The 20717-nt window shown below is 64.6% G+C and carries 19 protein-coding genes and 2 tRNA genes; 14 read left to right on the top strand and 7 right to left on the bottom strand.

The window, feature by feature from the left end; all coding sequences use genetic code 11:
• Position 1: 1 nt before the first annotated feature.
• Both ccoO and ccoN read right to left on the bottom strand, forming a co-directional pair.
• Positions 2-733 carry a cytochrome-c oxidase, cbb3-type subunit II gene (ccoO, locus tag AC1DYL_RS05125; RefSeq protein WP_477172283.1) on the bottom strand — a complete coding sequence of 244 codons (732 nt, stop codon included), beginning with the start codon at positions 731-733 and terminating at the stop codon, positions 2-4.
• A gap of 12 nt (positions 734-745) precedes the next feature.
• A complete protein-coding gene (gene ccoN, locus AC1DYL_RS05120) occupies positions 746-2359 on the bottom strand; it encodes a cytochrome-c oxidase, cbb3-type subunit I (protein ID WP_477172282.1) in 1614 nt (537 codons plus the stop codon).
• Positions 2360-2496: 137 nt separating this feature from the next.
• Here ccoN and AC1DYL_RS05115 point away from each other — a divergent pair, with 137 nt between their 5' ends.
• A complete protein-coding gene (locus AC1DYL_RS05115) occupies positions 2497-2937 on the top strand; it encodes a hemerythrin domain-containing protein (protein WP_477172281.1) in 441 nt (146 codons plus the stop codon).
• A 37-nt stretch (positions 2938-2974) separates the two neighbouring features.
• On the opposite strand, the gene AC1DYL_RS05110 is transcribed toward AC1DYL_RS05115, so the two are convergent.
• The 3 genes from AC1DYL_RS05110 to AC1DYL_RS05100 form a co-directional block, all read right to left on the bottom strand.
• Positions 2975-3319 (bottom strand): hypothetical protein, encoded by a 345-nt coding sequence (locus tag AC1DYL_RS05110; protein WP_477151030.1) that lies wholly within the window; start codon positions 3317-3319, stop codon positions 2975-2977.
• Between the two features lie 106 nt (positions 3320-3425).
• Positions 3426-4043, bottom strand: coding sequence for a response regulator FixJ (gene fixJ / locus AC1DYL_RS05105; RefSeq protein WP_056002081.1), 618 nt, complete (start codon positions 4041-4043; stop codon positions 3426-3428).
• Complete coding sequence (locus AC1DYL_RS05100) at positions 4030-5385, bottom strand: PAS domain-containing sensor histidine kinase (RefSeq protein WP_477172280.1); 1356 nt, start codon at positions 5383-5385, stop codon at positions 4030-4032. The genes fixJ and AC1DYL_RS05100 overlap by 14 nt, the downstream gene beginning before the upstream one ends.
• A gap of 172 nt (positions 5386-5557) precedes the next feature.
• Between AC1DYL_RS05100 and AC1DYL_RS05095 the strand changes: the two genes are divergently transcribed.
• On the top strand, positions 5558-6385 hold the full coding sequence (locus tag AC1DYL_RS05095; protein ID WP_477172279.1) for a universal stress protein: 828 nt from the start codon (positions 5558-5560) through the stop codon (positions 6383-6385).
• A 134-nt stretch (positions 6386-6519) separates the two neighbouring features.
• Positions 6520-6678: a hypothetical protein gene (locus AC1DYL_RS05090; RefSeq protein WP_477151026.1), complete on the top strand. Its 159-nt coding sequence runs from the start codon at positions 6520-6522 to the stop codon at positions 6676-6678.
• Positions 6679-6776: 98 nt separating this feature from the next.
• Here the strand turns inward: AC1DYL_RS05090 and AC1DYL_RS05085 are convergent.
• Positions 6777-6852, bottom strand: a tRNA-Asn gene (locus AC1DYL_RS05085).
• 81 nt (positions 6853-6933) lie between these two features.
• The gene (gene mobA / locus AC1DYL_RS05080) at positions 6934-7575 is read right to left on the bottom strand and encodes a molybdenum cofactor guanylyltransferase (protein WP_477172278.1); all 642 of its coding nucleotides are present in this window, start codon (positions 7573-7575) and stop codon (positions 6934-6936) included.
• Between the two features lie 89 nt (positions 7576-7664).
• On the opposite strand from mobA, the gene AC1DYL_RS05075 reads away from it, so the two are divergent.
• The 11 genes from AC1DYL_RS05075 to AC1DYL_RS05025 all read left to right on the top strand — a co-directional run bounded on the left by AC1DYL_RS05075 (position 7665) and on the right by AC1DYL_RS05025 (position 20658).
• Positions 7665-8291, top strand: a complete 627-nt coding sequence (locus AC1DYL_RS05075; protein WP_477172277.1) for an outer membrane protein — start codon at positions 7665-7667, stop codon at positions 8289-8291.
• Positions 8292-8406: 115 nt separating this feature from the next.
• Positions 8407-8480 (top strand) — tRNA-Cys (locus AC1DYL_RS05070).
• Positions 8481-8589: 109 nt separating this feature from the next.
• A complete protein-coding gene (locus AC1DYL_RS05065) occupies positions 8590-9327 on the top strand; it encodes a hypothetical protein (protein ID WP_477172276.1) in 738 nt (245 codons plus the stop codon).
• 112 nt (positions 9328-9439) lie between these two features.
• Positions 9440-10093, top strand: a complete 654-nt coding sequence (locus AC1DYL_RS05060; RefSeq protein WP_477172275.1) for a protein-L-isoaspartate O-methyltransferase family protein — start codon at positions 9440-9442, stop codon at positions 10091-10093.
• 207 nt (positions 10094-10300) lie between these two features.
• Entirely contained in the window at positions 10301-11632 is a 1332-nt protein-coding gene (locus AC1DYL_RS05055) for a TolC family outer membrane protein (RefSeq protein WP_477172274.1), read from the top strand.
• A gap of 133 nt (positions 11633-11765) precedes the next feature.
• Entirely contained in the window at positions 11766-12140 is a 375-nt protein-coding gene (locus AC1DYL_RS05050; RefSeq protein WP_477151020.1) for a hypothetical protein, read from the top strand.
• Positions 12141-12348: 208 nt separating this feature from the next.
• Positions 12349-13008 (top strand): PopZ family protein, encoded by a 660-nt coding sequence (locus tag AC1DYL_RS05045; RefSeq protein ID WP_477172273.1) that lies wholly within the window; start codon positions 12349-12351, stop codon positions 13006-13008.
• 175 nt (positions 13009-13183) lie between these two features.
• Positions 13184-16030, top strand: coding sequence for a valine--tRNA ligase (locus tag AC1DYL_RS05040; protein WP_477172272.1), 2847 nt, complete (start codon positions 13184-13186; stop codon positions 16028-16030).
• Between the two features lie 10 nt (positions 16031-16040).
• A complete protein-coding gene (locus tag AC1DYL_RS05035) occupies positions 16041-17042 on the top strand; it encodes a CorA family divalent cation transporter (RefSeq protein WP_477172271.1) in 1002 nt (333 codons plus the stop codon).
• Positions 17043-18101: 1059 nt separating this feature from the next.
• On the top strand, positions 18102-19826 hold the full coding sequence (gene ilvD, locus AC1DYL_RS05030; RefSeq protein WP_477172270.1) for a dihydroxy-acid dehydratase: 1725 nt from the start codon (positions 18102-18104) through the stop codon (positions 19824-19826).
• Between the two features lie 85 nt (positions 19827-19911).
• Positions 19912-20658, top strand: coding sequence for a tetratricopeptide repeat protein (locus AC1DYL_RS05025; protein ID WP_477152045.1), 747 nt, complete (start codon positions 19912-19914; stop codon positions 20656-20658).
• The last annotated feature ends 59 nt before the right edge of the window (positions 20659-20717 follow it).

Below are 20717 nucleotides of genomic sequence, written 5' to 3'. Positions count from 1 at the left end.
CTTAACGATAGTTGGCTTTGGCGTCGTAGGTGGTGAAGTCGACCAGCGTGCCGAGCATCTGGAGATAGGCGACGAGCGCATCCATCTCGGTGATCCGCTTGGGGTCGCCGTCGAAGTCCTCGGCCCGCACGTTGGTGTAGCGGGCAAGGAGTCCCGAGGTATCCGCATCCGGCGTCGCCTGCGCGATCAGGTCCGCCCGGGCACTTTGAATGGCCTCCTCGGTGTACGGCACACCGACCATGGCGTTCGCCTTGAGGCTGCCCGCGATATTGTTGGTGTCGAGGGTGGTTTCGGCGAGGAACCCGTATTTCGGCATGATCGATTCCGGCACCAGCGAGCGCGGGTCGCTCAGGTGCTCGACATGCCATTCGTCCGAGTAGCGGCCTCCGACGCGGGCGAGGTCGGGCCCGGTGCGCTTTGAGCCCCATTGGAACGGGTGGTCGTACATCGACTCCGCCGCCAGCGAGTACTGGCCATAGCGCTCGACCTCATCCCTGAACGGACGGATCATCTGGCTGTGGCAGACATAGCAACCCTCGCGGACATAGATGTCGCGCCCGGCGAGCTCAAGCGGGGTGTAGGGACGCATCCCCTCCACCTTCTCGATCGTGTTCTGGAAGTAGAACAGCGGGGCGACCTCGACGATGCCGCCGATGCAGACGACGACCAGCGAGAGGGTCAGCAGCAGGGAGGCGTTGCGTTCGATGACGCCGTGCTTGCCCAGAATATCCATTTGGCGTGGCTCCTATTCAGCCGGCTGCAGGGCGGCGGTTGCGATCGGACGCTCGTCGCGGACCCGGCCGCGGATGGTCATCCAGATGTTGAAGGCCATCACCAGGCCGCCGGCGAGGTAGAGGAGGCCCCCGAAGGCGCGGGCGACGTAGTAGGGGTGGAGCGCGGCCACGGTCTCGGCGAACGAGTAGACGAGGAAGCCCTCCGCATCGTACTCGCGCCACATCAGGCCCTGCATGATGCCCGACACCCACATGACGGCGGCGTAGACAACGATGCCGGTGGTCGCGAGCCAGAAGTGCCAGTTGACCATGCGCGGCGAGTAGAGCTGCTTCCGCCCCCACAGGCGCGGCACCATGAAGTAGACCGCGGCGAACGAGATCATGCCGACCCAGCCCAGTGCACCCGAGTGCACGTGGCCGATGGTCCAGTCGGTATAGTGGCTGAGGGCGTTGACCGACTTGATCGACATGACCGGACCCTCGAAGGTCGACATGCCGTAAAAGGCGACCGCGATCACCATCATGCGCATGATCGGGTCGGTGCGCATCTTGTCCCAGGCGCCGCGTAGCGTCATGAGGCCGTTGATCATGCCGCCCCAGCTGGGCATCCACAGCATCACCGAGAACACCATGCCCAGCGTCTGCGCCCAGTCGGGCAGGGCGGTGTAGTGGAGGTGATGTGGGCCGGCCCAGATGTAGAGGAAGATCAGGGCCCAGAAGTGGATGATCGACAGCCGGTAGCTGTAAACCGGCCGCTCGGCCTGCTTGGGCATGAAGTAGTACATCATGCCCAGGAACCCGGCGGTGAGGAAGAAGCCCACCGCGTTGTGGCCGTACCACCACTGGGTCAGCGCATCCTGCACGCCCGAGAACAGCGAGTAGCTCTTCGAGCCGAGGAGGCTCACCGGAACGCTCAGATTGTTGACGACGTGCAGCAGCGCGATCGTGACGATGAAGGCAAGGTAGAACCAGTTCGCCACATAGATATGCGGCTCCTTGCGCTTGATAATCGTGCCGAGGAACAGGACCAGGTAGGCGACCCAGACGATGGTCAGCCAGATGTCCGTGTACCATTCGGGCTCGGCATACTCTCGGCTCTCGGTGATCCCGAGCAGGTATCCCGTCGCCGCCATCACGATGAACAGCTGGTAGCCCCAGAACACGAACCAGGCGAGGTTGTCGCTGATCAGTCGGGCTCTCGAGGTGCGCTGGACCACGTAGAAGCTCGTTGTCATCAGCGCAGTGCCGCCAAATGCGAAGACCACGGCCGACGTGTGCAGCGGCCGCATCCGGCCAAAGTTGAACCAGGGACCGAAATTGAGGTCAGGCCAGGCGAGCTGCAAGGCGATCACCACGCCGACGAGGAAGCCCACGCACCCCCAGAAGACAGTCAGGATGGATCCGATCCGGATGGGCGCATCGAAATACCCGTTCGATTCCGCACCGTCCGGCGAGACCGCCGGCTTTGGCTCACGCTGCCGGAGCAGGATCACGGCGCCCAGCCCGAGGACGGCGGCGATGATGCCCATATGCGCGCTGAAGGCGGCATCCTGTCCCAAGCCGGACAGTACGAGCGTGAAGAACGCCCCGCCTACCAGCGTGATGATCCATGGCAGATTTTGCAACGTCGCCCCCGTGCGCTCTCACTTTGACGTCGCAACCTAGTGGGCGCCGTGGCCGGCAACTTTGATTCAGATCAAGACTTTTGATCCCAGCTCACCCCACCATCTCACCAGAGTGTTCTTGGGTTGGAGCGTTTGGGATGACAGCCCGCGATCGGCTTTCGGCAGATCTCCGGACGCTGTTCGACCAGCAGCTGAGCCTCTGCGACTCGCTTGAGCGGATCGCGGACTCGCTGCCGCATCGGCTCGACCAGCCGCACTGCCAGCAAATCGCCGATCTGATTTGCCCTCTGATCAAGCAAGTGCACGCCTCGGAAGAAGCGCTGATATTTCCCCAGCTCGCCGCGTTGCATCGCGAAGGCGGCCAGGTCGTTGAGCGGTTGCGGCTTGAGCACATCGAGGACGAATGTTTTGCCGAGGAGGTGCAGTTCGAACTGCAGCAGATCGCGACCGGTCAACCGGTTCTGGCGCCGGAGGCGACTGGATACATGCTGCGCGGCTTCTTCGAAGGCCTGCGCCGCCATGTGCGGCACGAACTGGAACTAGTGGCGAACCTGCGTGCCGGGAACACGCTCAACTAGTCAGCCCGTTCAGCGCGATAGGGACGTCCGCCAGTTTCTAAACATGAACACGAATAGCTTCGCGGACGGCGGCCGACATCGAGTTGCCGATCGCCGGCATCTCGACGATCTGGGAAACCCACTCGACCAGCCAGGGGAACGGGCGAGCCGCCAGCAAGACCACCGGATAGGCCTTAACGCAGAAGGCGATGCTCTCGTAGTCCGGGCCGGTGAGGGCCTTCTGGTCGAGGACCGTGCAGTCGAAGCCTTGGGAGGCCACCCATGAAAAGTCAGGGAGCGCCTCTTTCGCCGTGACCTGGTATCCCTCCGCCTCGAGCGCAAAGACCAGCGATGCCCGAAGATCGCTGTTTGGTGCAATGACGAGAATGCGGCCGGAGGCCATGGCGCGGCAGGTCCTTGTGAATGCGCCTCAATGGAGAGACACCTCTCACTATGCCGCCGCCCCAACTGCCGCCTTGAGGTAAATCAAATAGCCGGCGCCGGCAGCCTCAGGCCTCGATCTCTACGTCCATGATCATCCGGACGAGCTCGGGAAGGCTCTTTGCCTGCATCTTGCCCATCAGTCCTGCGCGGTAGACCTCTACGGTCCGCGGGCTGATACCCAGCTCGAAGGCAATGGTCTTGTTGGCTTGCCCCGCAACCACGCCCTTCAGCACCTGCCGTTCGCGGTCGCTCAATGACGCAACTCGTTGCTTGACGATCTCGAGGGCGGCCCCGCTTTGTACGCGCTCGGCCGCACGGCTTGCTGCCCTCGAAATGGACTCGATGATCACATCGTCGCTGAACGGCTTCTCGATGAAGTCGATGGCGCCACTCTTCATGGCTTCGACGGCCATTTGAACGTCGCCATGACCGGTAATCACGATCGCCGGCAACAGCGCATCGGCGTCGCGCAGGCGCCGAAGCAGCTCGACGCCGTCCATGTCCGGCATCCGAAGGTCGGTAATCAGGCAACCGTTCGTGATCTGGGGCGCAATCGCGAGGAAGGCGGTTGCACTTTCGTGGACGCGCACCGCGAAGCCCGCCCCCGATAGCAGGAATGCCAGCGAGTTGCGCACGGCTTCCTCGTCATCGACGATGTGGACGACAGTGTCAGCTGTACTCAACAGGGGCCTCCGCGAACACGGGAAGAGAGAAACTGAATGTGGCGCCGCCCGCCGCGTTCTTGGCCACCGTGAGTTCGCCGCCGTGAGACTCGATGATGCGGCGGGAGATCGACAACCCTATACCCATGCCGTTGGCTTTGGTTGTGACGAACGGCTGGAACAACTGCGGAGCGACCTCGTCAGAAATCCCTGGCCCCGTGTCTTCGACTTCAACTTGCAGCCAGTCCGGCGACACGTGCCGCGTGCGGACGATGAGTTGCTTTTCGGGGCTGTCGCGCATCGCTTCCATGGCGTTACGCATCAGGTTGATCAGGACCTGCTGGATCTGCACCCGATCCGCCACCACGATGCTGCTGTCTGATCCGAAGTCGAACACCGACTTGATGCCACGCTCTCGAGACCCGACCAGGGCCAGCGCTCCCGCCTCCTCGACCAGATGGTTGATGTCCTCCGGCCCCTTGTCGGTCTCGCCGCGGGTCACGAACTCGCGCAGGTGGCGAATGATATCGCCGGCTCGCAGCGCCTGCTTGGCGGTCTCGTCGAGAGCGCCGCGCATGCGGTTGGCATATTCCTCGTCGATCTTGTCCAGCATGCGCCGGCATCCCTGGACGTAGTTGGCAATCGCCGACAGGGGCTGGTTGAGTTCGTGCGCCAGCGTCGAGGCCATCTCGCCAAGTTCGTTCAGCCGGGCCAGCCGGGCCAGCTCGCTCCGAGCCTGATCGAGCATCGCTTGCGATTCTTCACGCTCGGTGAGGTCGCGGATGAAACCGGTGAAGTAGACGCGGTCCCCCTGCCGCATCTCTCCCACCGCAAGCTTCATGGGAAACGTCGACCCGTCCTTGCGCCGCCCCACCACCACGCGATCGATACCGATGATCCGCTTCTCCCCGGTCCTGAGGTACCTCGCGAGGTAGGCATCGTGCTGCTCGCGATAGGGTGTCGGCATCAGCATGCTGACGTTCTGACCGATTGCCTCCTCCGGCGTGTAGCCGAACTGCCGAACCGCGGAAGCATTGAACGAGAGCATGATGCCGTCCGGGTCGATGACCACAGTTGCATCCAGCACAGTGTCGAGGATGGACTGGAGGTGGGCCTCCTTTTCGCGGAGCGTTTCCCCGGTGCGCTGCGATGTCCTGCGCAAGCCGAGGACCGAACGCAACAGCCAATAGATGGCGCCCAGGCCCAGGCCGGCAAGTATCAGCGACCCTGCTGTACGCAAGCCCGGTGAGAGTACGGGCTCCGGCGCGAGAGCCATCCCGGCAGCCAGGACAAGGCAAATAGCCGCGATGCCGGCGACGATGAGGTCTTTTCGATCGGTCGTATGGGAGGGCAGCCTGTCCATGAATCGTGTGTAGCCGCTAGCATCTGGGGATACAACAACCGGCCACTTGCTTGCGACACGAGCTGGCGCGGCCCCGAGGACGCACTCTCGATTTGCGATAGATCAATGTGGCCACCGTCCACTTGTGAAGGGGTTGCTGCACGCGAAACGTTCGCCGCTCAGGAGCTCCAACATGGTCAAGGATATCGTCGTACATCTCACCGGTTCTCCAGAGGACGCCGTGAGGCTGGCCTTCACCAAGGTCCTTGCCGAGTCGCAGGAGGCTCGGGTCACCGGCCTGCAGGTGCACGCGTTGCCGGACGTGATCTCCATCACCGACCCGTCGGGTTCAGCCTTCCTGCGAGCGCTGCTGGATGAATCCTCCAAGGCCGCCGACAAAGTCACCGCTGCCCTGCGCACCCAGCTGGCGAAACTGGGAGAGTCCACCGAACTCCGGCGCCTTGATGTGTACCCGGGACAGGTCGGCGAGGCCCTCGCGGCCGAGACGCGGACGGCAGATCTGTTCATCGGCACCAGGCCCTACGGCGATCCGGCTCGCCAGCATGGCGTCGAGGAGGCCGTGCTCTTCAGCTCGGGAAGAGGGTGCATCTTTGTACCTCCGAGCGCCAAGCTATCGGGCAAGATCGAGGCGGTCTTCGTCGCCTGGAAGAACACCCGAGAAGCCGCCCGGGCCGTCGCCGAGGCCATCCCGCTCCTGCAACGCGCGAAGTTGGTCGTCATCGGATTGGTGGAAGAGGAGGGGGCGAGCGAACGGTTCGGCGATCAACCGGGAGCAGATATTGGCCGCTATCTGAGCCGCCACGGCGTACTCGGCGAGGTCAGGATGGTGAACGGATGGCCCGACGCCGGTTCGGCGATATTGAACGAGGCCAAGGCGATGCAGGCCGACCTGATCGTGATGGGCGGCTACGGTCACTCGCGCTTTCGCGAGTGGGCGCTTGGCGGCGCCACCCGCCAGGTACTCGTCAATTCACAGGTTCCGGTACTGATGGCACACTGATGTCCCGCGCTCCGCTACCGACCTCGGTCGCGGTCGGGGCACTGCTTCCCGAGGGGCCGAGCCTTTGACGCAGATCAAGGTCCCGGGGCGACAATCAGGTTAGGTGTCCGTCGACATCTCCAAGGAGGATCATCATGGAACGCATTCACATTACGCAGCACAGCTCTCTGGGAGCGGCGTGGTTTGCCGGCTGGCTCTTCACCATCGGGTATCTGAAGCTGGACTTTCTGATGGGCCTGCTGGGGTTGGTGATCTGGCCATACTTCCTGGGGTCGCACTTCGTGCCAACCTGACCGGACGACCACTGAGGTCGGCTCGCGTCACGCATACAAAAACGCAGCTAACCCATTGGGCTGACTGGCTTTACGTCGTCTGGATGTTGAGAAGAAAGTGGCTCCGCGACTTGGACTCGAACCAAGGACCATTCGATTAACAGTCGAATGCTCTACCAACTGAGCTATCGCGGAACACGAGCCCTCCGGGGAAGGCAGCGCCCGTTTAGCGCTTTTGATTTCCTTTGCCAAGCCCGAATTTCCGATCTGGAAAACTCAATCCCGCTGTACCGCCGCGATGGCCGAGCGACGCTCCATTTCGGCCAGATCCTCGGGCGTATTGACGTTGCCGAACGGATCGCCTCCAGCGGCAACCGGCCACTCGACCTCGATGCCGCCGGCCTCCCTGCACAGCGATTTGAGGCTGCGCGGCGCGCTCCCCGCCGCTACGCGCTCCGGCAGGTCATGGAATCGCGCCACGCGCCAGATCGAGTTGGTGGGGTAGGGCTGCCCCCCATACGACGCGATCGCCGCCGGCGCTTCGCCGAGGCCATCAACCAGCCGCCCGACGAAGTCCTCAGGCAGGAAAGGGGTATCGACCGCCACACTGATCAACAGCTTCGGCGCCCTCGCTAGCCCATTGAGATAGGCGATGGCGCCGGCCAGTCCAGCCAGCGGCCCCGCATAGTCGCCATCGAGGTCGGGAACGGCCATCATCCGTGCCTCGAGCCCCAGCAGCGCCGGCTCGATTCGCCCGTGTGCCACCAGCAGCGGCGCGCAGCCGGCGAGCCGGCTCGCGACCCGCTCCAGCAGCCTCACGCCGCCGACCACCAGCTCCGATTTGATTGTCCCCCCGAGCCGCTCGCCGCGCCCACCGGCGAGGATCAAGCCTGCTGTAGTGTGTTGATTCTGCACCATATCTCGCCGCCCAATGGCTCGCTCCCTTGACAATCTTCCGGCCACCATAGAGGAGCGGCGTCGGGGGGCTTCAGTCTACTGGAGTCTATATGACTACGCGTATCTTTGGCGCCCTGGCGTTTGCCGGGCTGCTCACCGGCACCGCAACCGCTGCCGACCTCTACGTTCCAACGCCCGATGAGGCAATCGTCACCGCAAGCCGCGATTGGACCGGCTTCTACATCGGCGCACATGGTGGCTACGGTGCTTTCGGCGCCGCACACAACGGCAATGACTCCGACGTTTCGGCCCTCAGCGGTTGGCTGGGCGGCGTGCAGGCCGGCTATAACCTCCAGGTCGATTCGGTGGTTTTCGGCCTCGAGGCAGACCTCTCGGCTGCCGGCATCGTCGAAGGCAGTGACACCGACCACTTCGAGGAAAACGACGGCATCAATGGCCTCGCCACCTTGCGGGGCCGCCTCGGCTTTGCCATCGGCGACCTGCTGCTTTACGGCACGGCGGGTCTCGCCGTCGCCAATCTCGATACCTACGACGAAGCACAGACGATTGGCGGCTGGGTCGCCGGCCTGGGCGCCGAGTACATGGTCACTGAGACCGTCTCGCTGAAGGCCGAGTATCTCTATACCAACTTCGGCACCGTCGACGTCGAAGGCTACGGCGCGCCGTTCGACATTGACGGGTCTGCCGTCCGCGTCGGCGTAAACTTCCACTTCTGATCACCACCGGGTGCATCAACCGGGTCCCGCACGCGGGCCCCGGTCATTTCCGCTGACATCCCTCGCCGTTCAGCTTGCAGAAAGAATTGCTCTGCCATATGAACCGCGACGGTGGGGCCACATGGCGGAGTGGTTACGCAGCGGATTGCAAATCCGTGTATTCCGGTTCGATTCCGGATGTGGCCTCCAATCCTCTCCCTAAATGGCTGTCGATGCTGCCGGTGCTTCATCACCTGGACGCGTGTTGTCTTCTGTCCCGGTGCGCAATAGTATCGTCTTGCGGCTTCGAGGGTCGAAGATGAGCGCACGCGACGACGCCTACGAGCGTGTGTCGGGGGAGGTTCCCGATCGGACCCTGACGTTCTCGTCCGTGATGCTGCTCCTCACCTTGCTGGTCGCGGCGGTTGCACTCACCGTCGCGTACTTTGTCACCAGCCGCTATCTGCACACCGACGTCGAGGTCGAACGCTACTGGCGTCTGATGTTCGATATGAACGCGGAGGGCACCGTCCCTTCCTGGTTCAGTTCGGCCCTGTGGATGCTGTCTGCAGGGCTGGCTGCGGTTGCAGCTGCCGGGGACAGGCAGGCGGGACGTGCCGTCTGGCATTGGCTCGGCCTTGCCGCGGTATTTGTGCTGTTGTCGCTCGACGAGGCGGCTTCACTCCATGAGAATATCGGCGCGCTGCTCGATCTGGTCGTGCACATGGAGGGTGTGCTCGCATGGTCCTGGGTGCTGTTCGGCGGAGGGCTGTTTATCGCTGTCGCTGCCGTGTTCGGCAGGTTCATTCTGACCCTGCCACCCGCAATAACCGCCACCTTTGCCGTGGCCGCGCTGGTGTTTCTCGCCGGCGCCCTGGGCGTCGAAATGTACGGTGCTTCGGTTATCGAGGGCCAGGCGCAGTTCCCCTCCTGGCTGAACTGGACCCGGGTCATCGCCCTGGAGGAACTGCTGGAAATGCTCGGGGTCATCATCAACGTGGCAGCCCTGCTGCAGGTTCTTCGCGGCCAGTCGCCGATCCGGTTGGGCTTCCGATAGCCGGAGCGGGATCGCGCCGTCGTTTGCCGGTGCAGCGTCGTCCGCGCCTCCTTGAAGCATTCATCTGTGGGCGGTATGCACCTGCCTGACGCCTCCAACCAAGGGAGCCGAGATGGCCGACTTCGCTACTGCCCGCCTCAGGATGGTCGACAACCAGCTGCGCACCAGCACCGTTACCGATCATCGTCTGCTGTCTGCGATGGGCGAAGTGCCGCGCGAAGCGTTCCTGCCGGCCGATCGCGAGGCGCTGGCCTATGCCGATGTGGTGCACGCGCTCGGCGGCGACCGGTACCTTGGGGCGCCGGCGCCGTTTGCCCGGCTGGTCCAGCTCGCCGAGATTGCAGCGACCGATCACGTGCTCGATGTCGGCGCCGGCACAGGTTACTCCACTGCTGTACTGGCGCGGCTGGCCGCCCAAGTGACGGGTCTCGAGCCCGACCCGGAACTCGCGGACAAGGCCCGCGCTAATCTGCGTGCCACCGGCGTTGCCAACGCGACGATCGCTGTCGGCGGCTTCGACGGCTCCAGCCTGCCCGTCGACCACTTCGACGCCATCGTCGTCGAAGGCACGCTGCGCGCCGAGCCCACCTCGCTGTTCCATCTGCTCCGCGATGGCGGGCGGCTGGTCGCGCTCATCAGCGCCGACGGACCATCGGTCGCCCATGTCTTCGTCAAATCGGGCGGCGAAGTCGCCGGCCGCAGCGAGTTCAACACCACCCTGCCGCCTTTGGCCGCAGCGCCGCGCGCCGAAAATTTCGTGTTTTAAAGGCGCGGCAAGACTACTGGTTCATAACTGACCCGCGGTTCGGCAGTGTTGCCGCTCAATCACGCGGCTAAACATTTCAAAGGTTAAAACGTCGCAACACTTGAGTTGCGAGGTTGTGCGTCCCATGTGCCCGGCATATCGTCGGTCGGCTGTCGGAGGTTTTGGACTATGCGTTACCTGGGGGCAATGCGGGCGGGCGCCCTTGCCATGGCTATTAGTCTGCTGGCGACGGCGGCACATGCGGAGAGTCTCCGCTCGGCGCTCGAGAGCGCCTATCAGAACAATCCCGAAATCATGTCGGCGCTGCTGAGCGTGAAGGCGAGTGCCGAGAACATCGCGCTGGCCAAGTCGGGCAAGCTGCCCGCCATCGCGGCTTCCGGCACCGTTGGCGGTTCCTGGTCCGCGCCGCAGGGCGGCGACCTTTCCACGGCGTTCGCGTCCACCGCGGGGATCAACTACAGCCAGACGCTGTTCGACAATTTCAAGACCGACGCCGATATCGAGCAGGCGCGCGCCGGGACCGAGGTCTCCAAATACGCGCTGCGCAACACCGAGCAGAACGTCCTGCTGGCGGTTGTGCAGGCCTACTACGGCGTGTTGCGCGACACCCAGCTGGTGCAGTTGCGCGCCGACAACATGAGCTTCTTCGATGCGCAGGTGAGCTCGGCCGATGATCGGCTTCGTCTTGGCGAGGGCACCAAGATCGATGTCTCGCAGGCCAAGGCCCGCCAGGCGGCGGCCGTTTCGTCCTACCGCGCGGCTATCGCCTCGCTGCAGACCAGCCAGGCGAGCTACGAGCGCTATGTTGGCCACAAGCCCAAGGGCCTGTCGTCGGACTTCAATTTCGGCAAGTCGCTGCCGGCCTCCATCGACAGCGCCATAGCCTCCGCCGAGGATCGGCACCCGGCGCTGCTGTCCGCCCGCGCCGCCATCCGTGTCGCCCAGGCAGGGTCGGACGCGGCGAGCGCTGCATTCGGCCCGACGCTCAGCCTGATCGGCGGCATCGAGGCTCAGATGCAGTACAGCAGCATCACCGATGCGACGACCAGCAGCCTCGGTGGTTCGGCCCAGCTGAAGCTCTCGATCCCGATCTATTCGGGCGGCGCGCTGTCGGCCAGCTTGCGCAAGGCCAATATCGAACAGATCCGCAGCGAAGTGGACGCGCTCTCGGCGCGCGACACCATCCGGGAAGCGGTGATCTCCTCCTGGTCGACGCTGCAGAACGCCACGGCCCAGATCACCTCCGCCGAGGCGGCAGTCGCCTCCAACCAGCTCGTGGTCGAAGGCACCATTCAGGAGCGCGATGTCGGCCAGAAGACGACGCTGGACGTGCTGAACGCGCAGGCGGAACTGACGACCGCCCGCGAGTCGCTGATCACTGCCCGCTCGACCCGGATGATCGCCGCCTTCTCGCTGCTTTCTGCCGCAGGCAAGCTGTCCCCCGAAGTGCTGGGCCTTAACGTGCCGGTGCATTCGGCCAACGGTTACATTGCGACCGTCGAGGACGTCTGGGCAGAACTGCGCGCGCTCGACGACTGAGTTCGTGCTCGGGGTGGCGTGGACCCCGGCGAGGCAGTGGCCTAACCTTCCGAATCAAGCCGCGACGCGAGTCCCGCGTCGCGGCTTTTCTGTGCGGGCTGCGAGGGGCGGCCCGCCGATTTGGGGGAAAGCAATGAAGTCACTACCGTTCTGGTTCATCGCCATCGGCGCGCTGTTGGGGCTCGCGGGCATGGCGTGGGGCATCCAGATGGCCATCACACAGGACCACGCGCTCTCGCCTGGCCACGCCCACAACAACCTCGTGGGCTTCGTCACGATGGTGATCTATGGCGTCTACTACAAGCTGGTGCCCGCCGCGGCGCAGACCCGCGTGGCGCTGGTGCATTTCTGGGTCGCACTGCTCGGCGCGCTGACCATCGGCATCGGTGTTGCCATGGCCACCTCGGGGCAGGGCGAGTGGCTGGCACAGATCGCCTCCATCGCCACCATCATCGGCATGCTGATCTTCGTCTACACCATCTTCCGCAATCGGGCGGCGCTGGCCTAGGTCAAGCCGCTACATTGGGATCTTCCCCCGGATTTGTCTGGGGGAAGACTTCTACTGCTGGTGTGCCGCCGATTCACAAAGCGCCATCGCTTGCACTAGATTGAGTGCAGCCGATTCGGTTTATCGCCGAGTCTGCCCAAAGTGCGGCCGCGTATCTGGCGGGTAATGTGAGGCAGTTATGAACAAGCCGGCGCCCAAAGAGCCCTCGATGGACGAGATCCTGTCCTCGATCCGACAGATCATCGCCGATGATGACGCTGGGGCAGCGCCGAAAAAGCCGGTAATGCCCGCACCGCCGCCGGCCCGCAGCTTCGTGCCGCAACCGCGCCCGGTCGAGCCGGAGCCCGAGCCGCTGGCGCTGTCGCCTGAGCAGATCCTGCGCGACACCGCCGCCGAGGACGAAGCCAAGCCCGGCCTCAGCTTCTCCGAACTGCTCGGAGGCACCGCTCCGGCGCCCGATCTCGATGCCACGCTCATCGATCCGGACGACATTTCCTTCGACCAGGAGGAAGACGAGCCCGCGCCGGTGCCGGCCTATGTGCCGCCGCCGCGTGTTGCCGCGCCCGCCTACGAGCGCCCGGCACCGCGCCCGGCCGCCGCCGTAGCCATGGCCGCGCCGATGCCGGACCCGACCCTTTCGTCCGATCTCGCGGAAGAGCTGCTGGAGCCGACCACGCAGTCGGCGGTGAAGAGCACCTTCGCCCGGCTCTCGGGCCTCTCGACCGTCACCAGCGGCGTCACCATCGAAGACATGATGCGCGAAATGCTGCGCCCCATGCTGAAGGAATGGCTGGACGAGAACCTCCCCTCCGTCGTCGAGCGGATGGTGGAAAAGGAAATCGCCCGGGTCTCGCGCGGCGGCAAGTAGTCGATCGCTGACGACTGGCGGCCGTCACCGGCCGCCCCTTGCGCTGGATACCTCGTCGTCACCACATGGCTTTGTGTTGACTTCCCCCTCACGCCTTTGCTTTAGACCTAGCCACTGAGTTCTGGGGCCCGCCGGCACTTTGGTGCGCGCGGGCCGTTGCCGTTGGAAACCACCGATGCTTGAGAAGACTTACGACCCCGCCGCCGTCGAGACCCGCATCTACGAGCAGTGGGACAAGGCCGGCACCTTCAAGGCCGGGGCAGGGGCCAAGCCCGGCGCCGAGACCTTCTCGATCGTCATCCCGCCGCCCAACGTCACCGGTTCGCTACACATCGGGCACGCGCTCAACAACACCATCCAGGACATCCTGATCCGCTTCGAGCGCATGCGCGGCAAGGACGTGCTGTGGCAGCCCGGCACCGACCACGCCGGTATCGCCACCCAGATGATCGTCGAGCGCCAGCTGGCCGAGCGCCAGCAGCCCGGCCGTCGCGAGATGGGCCGCGAAAAGTTCCTCGAGCGTGTCTGGGAGTGGAAGGCCGAATCCGGCGGCACCATCCTCAACCAACTCCGCCGCCTCGGCGCCTCCGCCGACTGGTCGCGCGAGCGCTTCACCATGGACGAGGGCCTCAGCGAGGCCGTCCGCAAGGTGTTCGTCACGCTCTACGAGAAGGGCCTGATCTATCGCGCCAAGCGCTTGGTGAACTGGCACCCCGGGCTCGAGACCGCCATCTCCGACCTCGAAGTCGAGAACATCGAGACCAATGGCAAGATGTGGCACCTGCGCTACCCCATCGAGGGCAGCGAGGAGACCATCACCGTCGCCACGACGCGCCCCGAGACCATGCTCGGTGACGTCGCGGTTGCCGTGCATCCCGAGGACGAGCGCTACAAGCACCTCATCGGCAAGCACGCCATCCTGCCGATCGTCGGCCGCCGCATCCCGATCATCGGCGACGAGTATGCCGACCCGGAACTCGGTTCGGGCGCGGTGAAGATCACCCCGGCGCACGATTTCAACGACTTCGAAGTCGGCCAACGCCACGGCCTGAAGCCGATCAATATCTTCACCACCACGGCCAAGCTGAACAACACGGTTCCCGCCGAGTACCGTGGCCTCGATCGGTTCGACGCGCGCGACAAGATCGTCGCCGAGCTCGAAGCGTCGGGCGTCCTCGTCTGGGTCGACGACAAGAAGATCATGGTCCCCTACGACGAAAAGTCGAAGCTGATCGTCATCGAGCCGTTCCTCACCGACCAGTGGTTCGTGAAGGCCGACATCCTGGCCGAGCCGGCGCTCGCCTCGGTGAAGGAGGGGCGGACCAAGTTCGTCCCCAAGAGCTACGAGAACACCTATTACGCCTGGATGGAGAACATCAAACCCTGGTGCATCTCGCGCCAGCTCTGGTGGGGCCATCAGATCCCGGCCTGGTACGGCCCGCGGCTCAACACCGACCCCGATTTCAACAACCGCGATGCCGGCCTCAAGTGCTTCGTCGCCGACAACGAAGCCGAAGCCATCACGTTGGCGCAGGCCTATTACGGCAATCGCAAGATCCAGGTCTACGGCGGCGGCGCCACCGCGCCCGACTACGTCAAGGCCTTCACCACCTTCGACACCACCCAGCGCGACCGGCTCAACGCCGACACCTGGAACATGCGCAAGCACAAGGACCCGTTCGCCGAACTGAGCGACAGCAAGGTCCCGCTGCATCGCGACGAAGACGTGCTCGACACCTGGTTCTCCTCCGCCCTGTGGCCGTTCTCGACCATGGGCTGGCCCAACCAGACCCCCGAGCTCGCCAAGTACTATCCGACCGACGTCCTCGTCACCGGCTTCGACATCATCTTCTTCTGGGTCGCCCGCATGATGATGATGGGGCTGGAGTTCACCGGCACCGAGCCGTTCCACACCGTCTACATGCACGCCCTGGTCCGCGACGAGAAGGGCCAGAAGATGAGCAAGACCAAGGGCAACGTCATCGACCCCTTGAGCCTTGTCGACGAGTACGGCGCCGACGCCACCCGCTTCACCCTCGCCGCCATGGCCGCGCAGGGCCGCGACATGCGTCTCGCCATTTCCCGCGTCGAGGGCTACCGCAACTTCGTCACCAAGCTCTGGAACGCCGCGCGCTTCCTCGAGATGAACGGCTGCGCCCGCGTCGAGGCGTTCGACCCCAAGAAAAACACCCTGGCGCTCAACCGCTGGATCGTCGGCTCCACCACACGCGCCGTCGCCAACGTCACCGCCGCCATCGCCGACTACAAGTTCAACGAAGCTGCCAACGCTGCCTACGATTTCGTCTGGGGCACCTTCTGCGACTGGTACATCGAGCTGGCCAAGCCCGTCTTCACCGGCGAGGATGAGGCCCACAAGGCCGAGACTCAGGCGACCGCCGGCTTCGTCCTCGACCAGATCCTCAAGCTCCTCCATCCCTTCATGCCCTTCGTCACCGAAGAGCTGTGGGCAGAAACCGGCAAGACCGGTCCGGCGCGCGAAAAGCTGCTGATCGTCTCCGAATGGCCCGAACTCGCGGGCCTTGAAGATCCCGATGCGCAGGCCGAGCTCGATTGGCTCGTCGCCCTGATCTCCGGCATCCGCTCGGTCCGCCAGGAAATGAACGTCCCCGCCGGCGCCAAGGTGAAGCTGCTTGTCGTCGGGGCAGGGGAGACCACCGGCACCCGGATTGAGGCCAACCTGTCGGCGCTCACCCGTCTCGCCCGTCTCGAAAGCGTCGATTACACCTCCGACGTGCCACGCGATTCCGCCCAGTTGATCCTCGGCGAGGCCACCTTTGTGCTGCCGCTCGCCGGTGTCATCGATCTGGATGCAGAACGCACTAGACTGAAGCGCGACATCGCCAAGGAAACGGTCGAGATCGAAAAGATCGACAAGAAGCTGGGCAACGAGCAGTTCCTTGCCAAGGCTGCCGAAGAGGTCATCGAAGAACAGCGCAGCCGCCGCGCCGAGGCGGAGGATCGCCGTGCGCGCCTCATCGAAGCGCTGTCGCGGCTGAGCTAACGGAGCCCCGATGGGCGACACCTTGCCTTCCAGCAGCCACCGCCAGCCCATCAAGGACTGGATGACCATCGTCCAGTTCGACGGCCGCGGCGGCGTCCGCAAGCTCGAAGAGGCCGAGGAGGCGGATTTCGCCACCCCGGCCAAGGGCTTCGCGCTGATCTCGGGCAATTCCCGGGCGCCGGAGTTCAAGGTCTGGCTCAAGCGCCAACTCGGCGACTTCAATGCCGACCTGATCACGGTGCCCTCCACCCGCAGCCGCTGCACCGTGCTCGACGACCGCGCCCTGGTAGTGCTGCGCGTGGCCCGCCCCGGCGCCGATCCCGAGGATGTCGGCCGCCAGCTGCTGAGCCTCTGGATCGAGAAGGGCCGGGTGATCATCGCGTCCGAACTCAACATCGTCGAGTTCCTCGGCATCACCCAGTGGCAGCAGACCCATCACGCTCCGGTCTCGCCGGCTGACCTCGTCGCACGCCTCGCCCTGCGCGCCGCCGATCGTATCGAGCCGCTGATCGAGCGGATGGGCGATAGCCTCGACACCATCGAGGAAACGCTGATGCTGAACCGCAGCGGCGATACCCGCTCTCGCCTCGCCCACCTGCGCCGCACGCTCATCAACATGCGCCGCCTGATCTGGCCGCAGCGCGACGTGCTGACGACGCTCGAAATCGAAGACCTGAGCTTCTTCACCACCCGCGACCGCGTCCGCCTGCGCGAGGCCGCCGCGCGCACCGCCCGCCTCGGCGACGAGATGCAGACCCTCTCCGAGCGCGCCGTGCTGGTGCACGAACAATTGCTCGATACCCGCGCCGAGCAGATGAACCAGACCATGCTGCTGCTCGCCGCCGCCACTGTGGTGCTGATGCCGCTCACCGTCATCAGCGGCATCCTCGGCATGAACGTCGAAGGCATCCCCTTCCACGACAGCCCCTACGCCTTCTGGATCGTCACCGGCTTCCTCTGCGTCCTCGGCGTCGCCATCTACCTCTTCATGCGCAAGAAGAAATGGATGTAAGGGGCTGACGAGCCGCTAGATTCCGTCTCTCCCCACCAGCCGTCATCCCGGCGAAAGCCGGGACCCACTGCTCGGATCGTTGGTGCGGCACGAACCGTGCCGGTCCATCACAGATGGGTCGGACGTGCTCGCGCGGGTGGATCAACCGGTGCACCAGGTCTCGGCTTGCGCCGGGATGACGGCCGGCGAGGTGGGCTCGATGGTGCCCCAAACTCGATGCGGCACCTCCCCCTCTGACGGGGAGGATGGATGGGGTGAGTGGAGCCACAATCGCGAGGCCGGGCAAGGCGTTGCGAGAATCTTGCGCCGATCTGTCCCCCCGCTCCCCAGCCATGCGATTCTCCCACCCATCCGCTGCACCGAAGCGAGATCATGACGAGTGGTTGGTGCGGTGGAGACCGGGTGAGCAGCAGTCGTGCTGCCTCAGGCGGAAACCATCACGGCAAGGACCGGTTCGCCGGTCAAGCCGCTATCACGCGAGGGTCGCTCGATGCGGAGTGGCCCAAGGGACGAAGCCTGGCACGCATGAGCCGGGCGGGAGCAAGGAAACGCGGTGCTGGCACTCCGGCCGCCGACCAAGCTGCCATCGTTCCCGCGATGCGGCAGGGGATGCGCCCCGGCACTGGTGGCATAGGCCCAAAACCCCGGCCGGCCGGCGAGGCGTGAGCCTCATTCATTCGCGGACTACCGCTACGGGGCAAACGCCTCGCCGGTCCCGCTTCGTCTGCTCCAAAACCGACGGCGCGGGCCGGTCGGAGGCCTCATCACGCCTGCTTCCTGAACGCCGGATGAATCGCACGTGACGTTTTTGCAACAGCAACTTTGAATCCCGTTCACCGCGCATCGGGATCAACGTTTTGCTGAGGAACCCCGCCACAATGTGACCCTAAAAGAAGCAGAGGACAAAACTCGGACGGGCTGCACGAATGTGGAAGCCATTAGCTTTCACACCGAACCATTCGTGCGCTTCCCGCCCTTGTGCCTTGTCAGGCCGAACCCCATAAACGGCGCCTTCTGAGGGGCGCCGGACAACACCGGCCGGACAAGCAGGACGAAGAAATGACATCGAACTACGTCGACAAATCGCGTCTTCCCAGCAGGCATGTGACCGAAGGCCCGGAGCGCGCTCCGCACCGGTCCTATCTCTACGCCATGGGCTTGACCAGCGAGCAGATCCACCAGCCGCTCATCGGCGTGGCGACGGCGTGGAACGAGGCCGCTCCCTGCAATATTTCGCTCGGCCGCCAGGCGCAGGCCGTCAAGAAGGGCGTTGCCGCCAATCATGGCACGCCCCGCGAATTCACCACAATCACCGTCACCGACGGCATCGCCATGGGCCATGCCGGCATGAAGTCCTCGCTGGCCTCCCGCGACGTCATCGCCGACTCGGTCGAGCTCACCATGCGCGGCCATTCCTATGACGCGCTGGTTGCGATGGCCGGCTGCGACAAGTCGCTGCCCGGCATGATGATGGCGATGATCCGCCTCAACGTGCCGTCGATCTTCATCTATGGCGGCTCCATCCTCCCGGGCCGCTTCCGTGGCCGCGATGTCGTCGTGCAGGACCTGTTCGAGGCCGTCGGCCTCCACTCGGTCGGCAAGATGGACGACGAAACCCTCGACGAGCTCGAGCGCGTCGCCTGTCCGTCGGCCGGTTCCTGCGGCGGCCAATACACGGCCAACACCATGGCCATGGTGGCCGAAGCTATCGGCCTCGCGCTGCCCTATAGCTGTGGCGCCCCGGCGCCTTACGAAATCCGTGACGCGCTCTGCGCCAAGGCCGGCGAGCAGGTAATGGAACTGCTCAAGGTGCAGCTCCGCCCGCGCGACATCGTCACCCGCAGGGCGTTCGAGAACGCCGCCATGACCGTCGCCGCCACTGGTGGCTCGACCAATGCTGCGCTGCACCTGCCGGCGATGGCGCATGAGGCGGGCATCGACTTCGACCTGTTCGACGTCGGCGAGATCTTCAAGAAGACCCCGTACATCGGCGACTTGAAGCCGGGTGGGAAGTACGTCGCCAAGGACCTGTTCGAGGCCGGTGGCATTCCGCTGGTCATGAAGGCGCTGCTCGAGGGCGGTTTCCTCCACGGCGACTGCATGACCGTCACTGGCAAGACCGTCGCCGAGAACCTCGAGAAGGTGAAGTTCAACACCGAGCAGGACGTCATCCGCTCAACCTCGAACCCGATCTCGCCCACCGGCGGTGTCGTGGCGCTGCGTGGCAATCTGGCACCAGACGGCGCCATCGTTAAGGTTGCTGGCCTCAAGAACTTGCGTTTCGTCGGCCCGGCGCGCGTATTCGACAACGAAGAGGCGTGCTTCGAGGCGGTTGAGAAGCGGACCTACAAGGAAGGCGACGTGCTCGTCATCCGTTACGAAGGCCCCAAGGGCGGCCCCGGCATGCGCGAGATGCTGTCGACCACGGCGGCACTCTACGGCCAGGGCATGGGCGACAAGGTTGCGCTCATCACCGACGGTCGCTTCTCGGGTGCCACCCGCGGCTTCTGCATCGGCCATGTCGGCCCCGAAGCTGCCATCGGCGGCCCGATCGCCCACATTCAGGACGGCGACATCATCACGCTCGACGCCACGGCCGGCGAGATTTCGGTCAACGTGTCCGACGAAGAGTTTGCCCGGCGCTCGAAGAGCTGGGCCCCGCGCGAGACCGAGTATGGCTCGGGCGCAATCTGGAAGTATGCCCAGCTGGTGGGACCGGCGCGTTACGGCGCGCTGACCAACCCCGGCGCCAAGGGCGAGAAGGAGCAGTATGCGGACATTTAGGGCAGGAGCCCTTGTCTCCGTTGCGTTTTGGGCTGCGCTCGCGATTGCGGGCGTAGTCACCCCGGCCGCCGCTCAGGTGAGCGGCGTGCTGCCGTCCATGCCGGCTGCGCCGGAGACGGCTGCCGATGCGGCGCTCGCCATGGCCAACCAGCTCGATGGCGCCGGCGGTGGCATCTCCAGCGCCGACCTGGTCGCTGCGCTGGAGGATGCGGCGCTCGCGGGCCAGCCGATGGCCTTGTTCCAGCTCGGCCTGATGTACGAGAGCGGCGAGGGCGTCGCCAAGGACCCGGTCAAGGCCTTCGGCTATTTCAGCCAGATCGCCGACGAGCACGCCGATACCGCCCCCAAGGGCGTCGAGGCCGATATCGTCGCGCAGTCGTTCCTCAAGATCGGCGAGTACTATCGCACCGGCCTGCCGGAAGCCGGTATTCCCAAGAACGAAGCCTATTCTAACAAGCTGATCATGCACGCCGCGTCCTACTTCGGCGACGCCGATGCGCAGTACAAGGTGGGCGAACTCTATCTCGATGACGCCGAACTCGGCGACAGCCCGCTGCAGAGCGCCCGCTGGCTCAACCTCGCGGCCCGCAAGGGCCATGCCGGGGCCCAGGCCAAGCTTGGCAGCATGCTGTTCAACGGGCAGGGGATCGAAGCCGATCCGATCGAAGGTCTGATGTGGCTCACCGTCGCCTCGCGCCGTGCCGCCGGGACCGCCGACGACGGCTGGATCCACGACCTGCTCACCAACGCGATGTCCGTAGCTACCCCCGAGCAGCGCAAGCAAGCCGTCGAGCTCGCCGACTCGCTCGGCACCCGCTTCGGCGGACTCTGACCGCCGCGTTCAGGATCAATTCAGCCGCACTGGTGCAACCATCGGGCCATTCTCCCGTT

Source organism: Devosia sp. P1_H9 (assembly GCF_056405135.1).
This window is presented reverse-complemented; position numbering and strand designations above follow the sequence as displayed.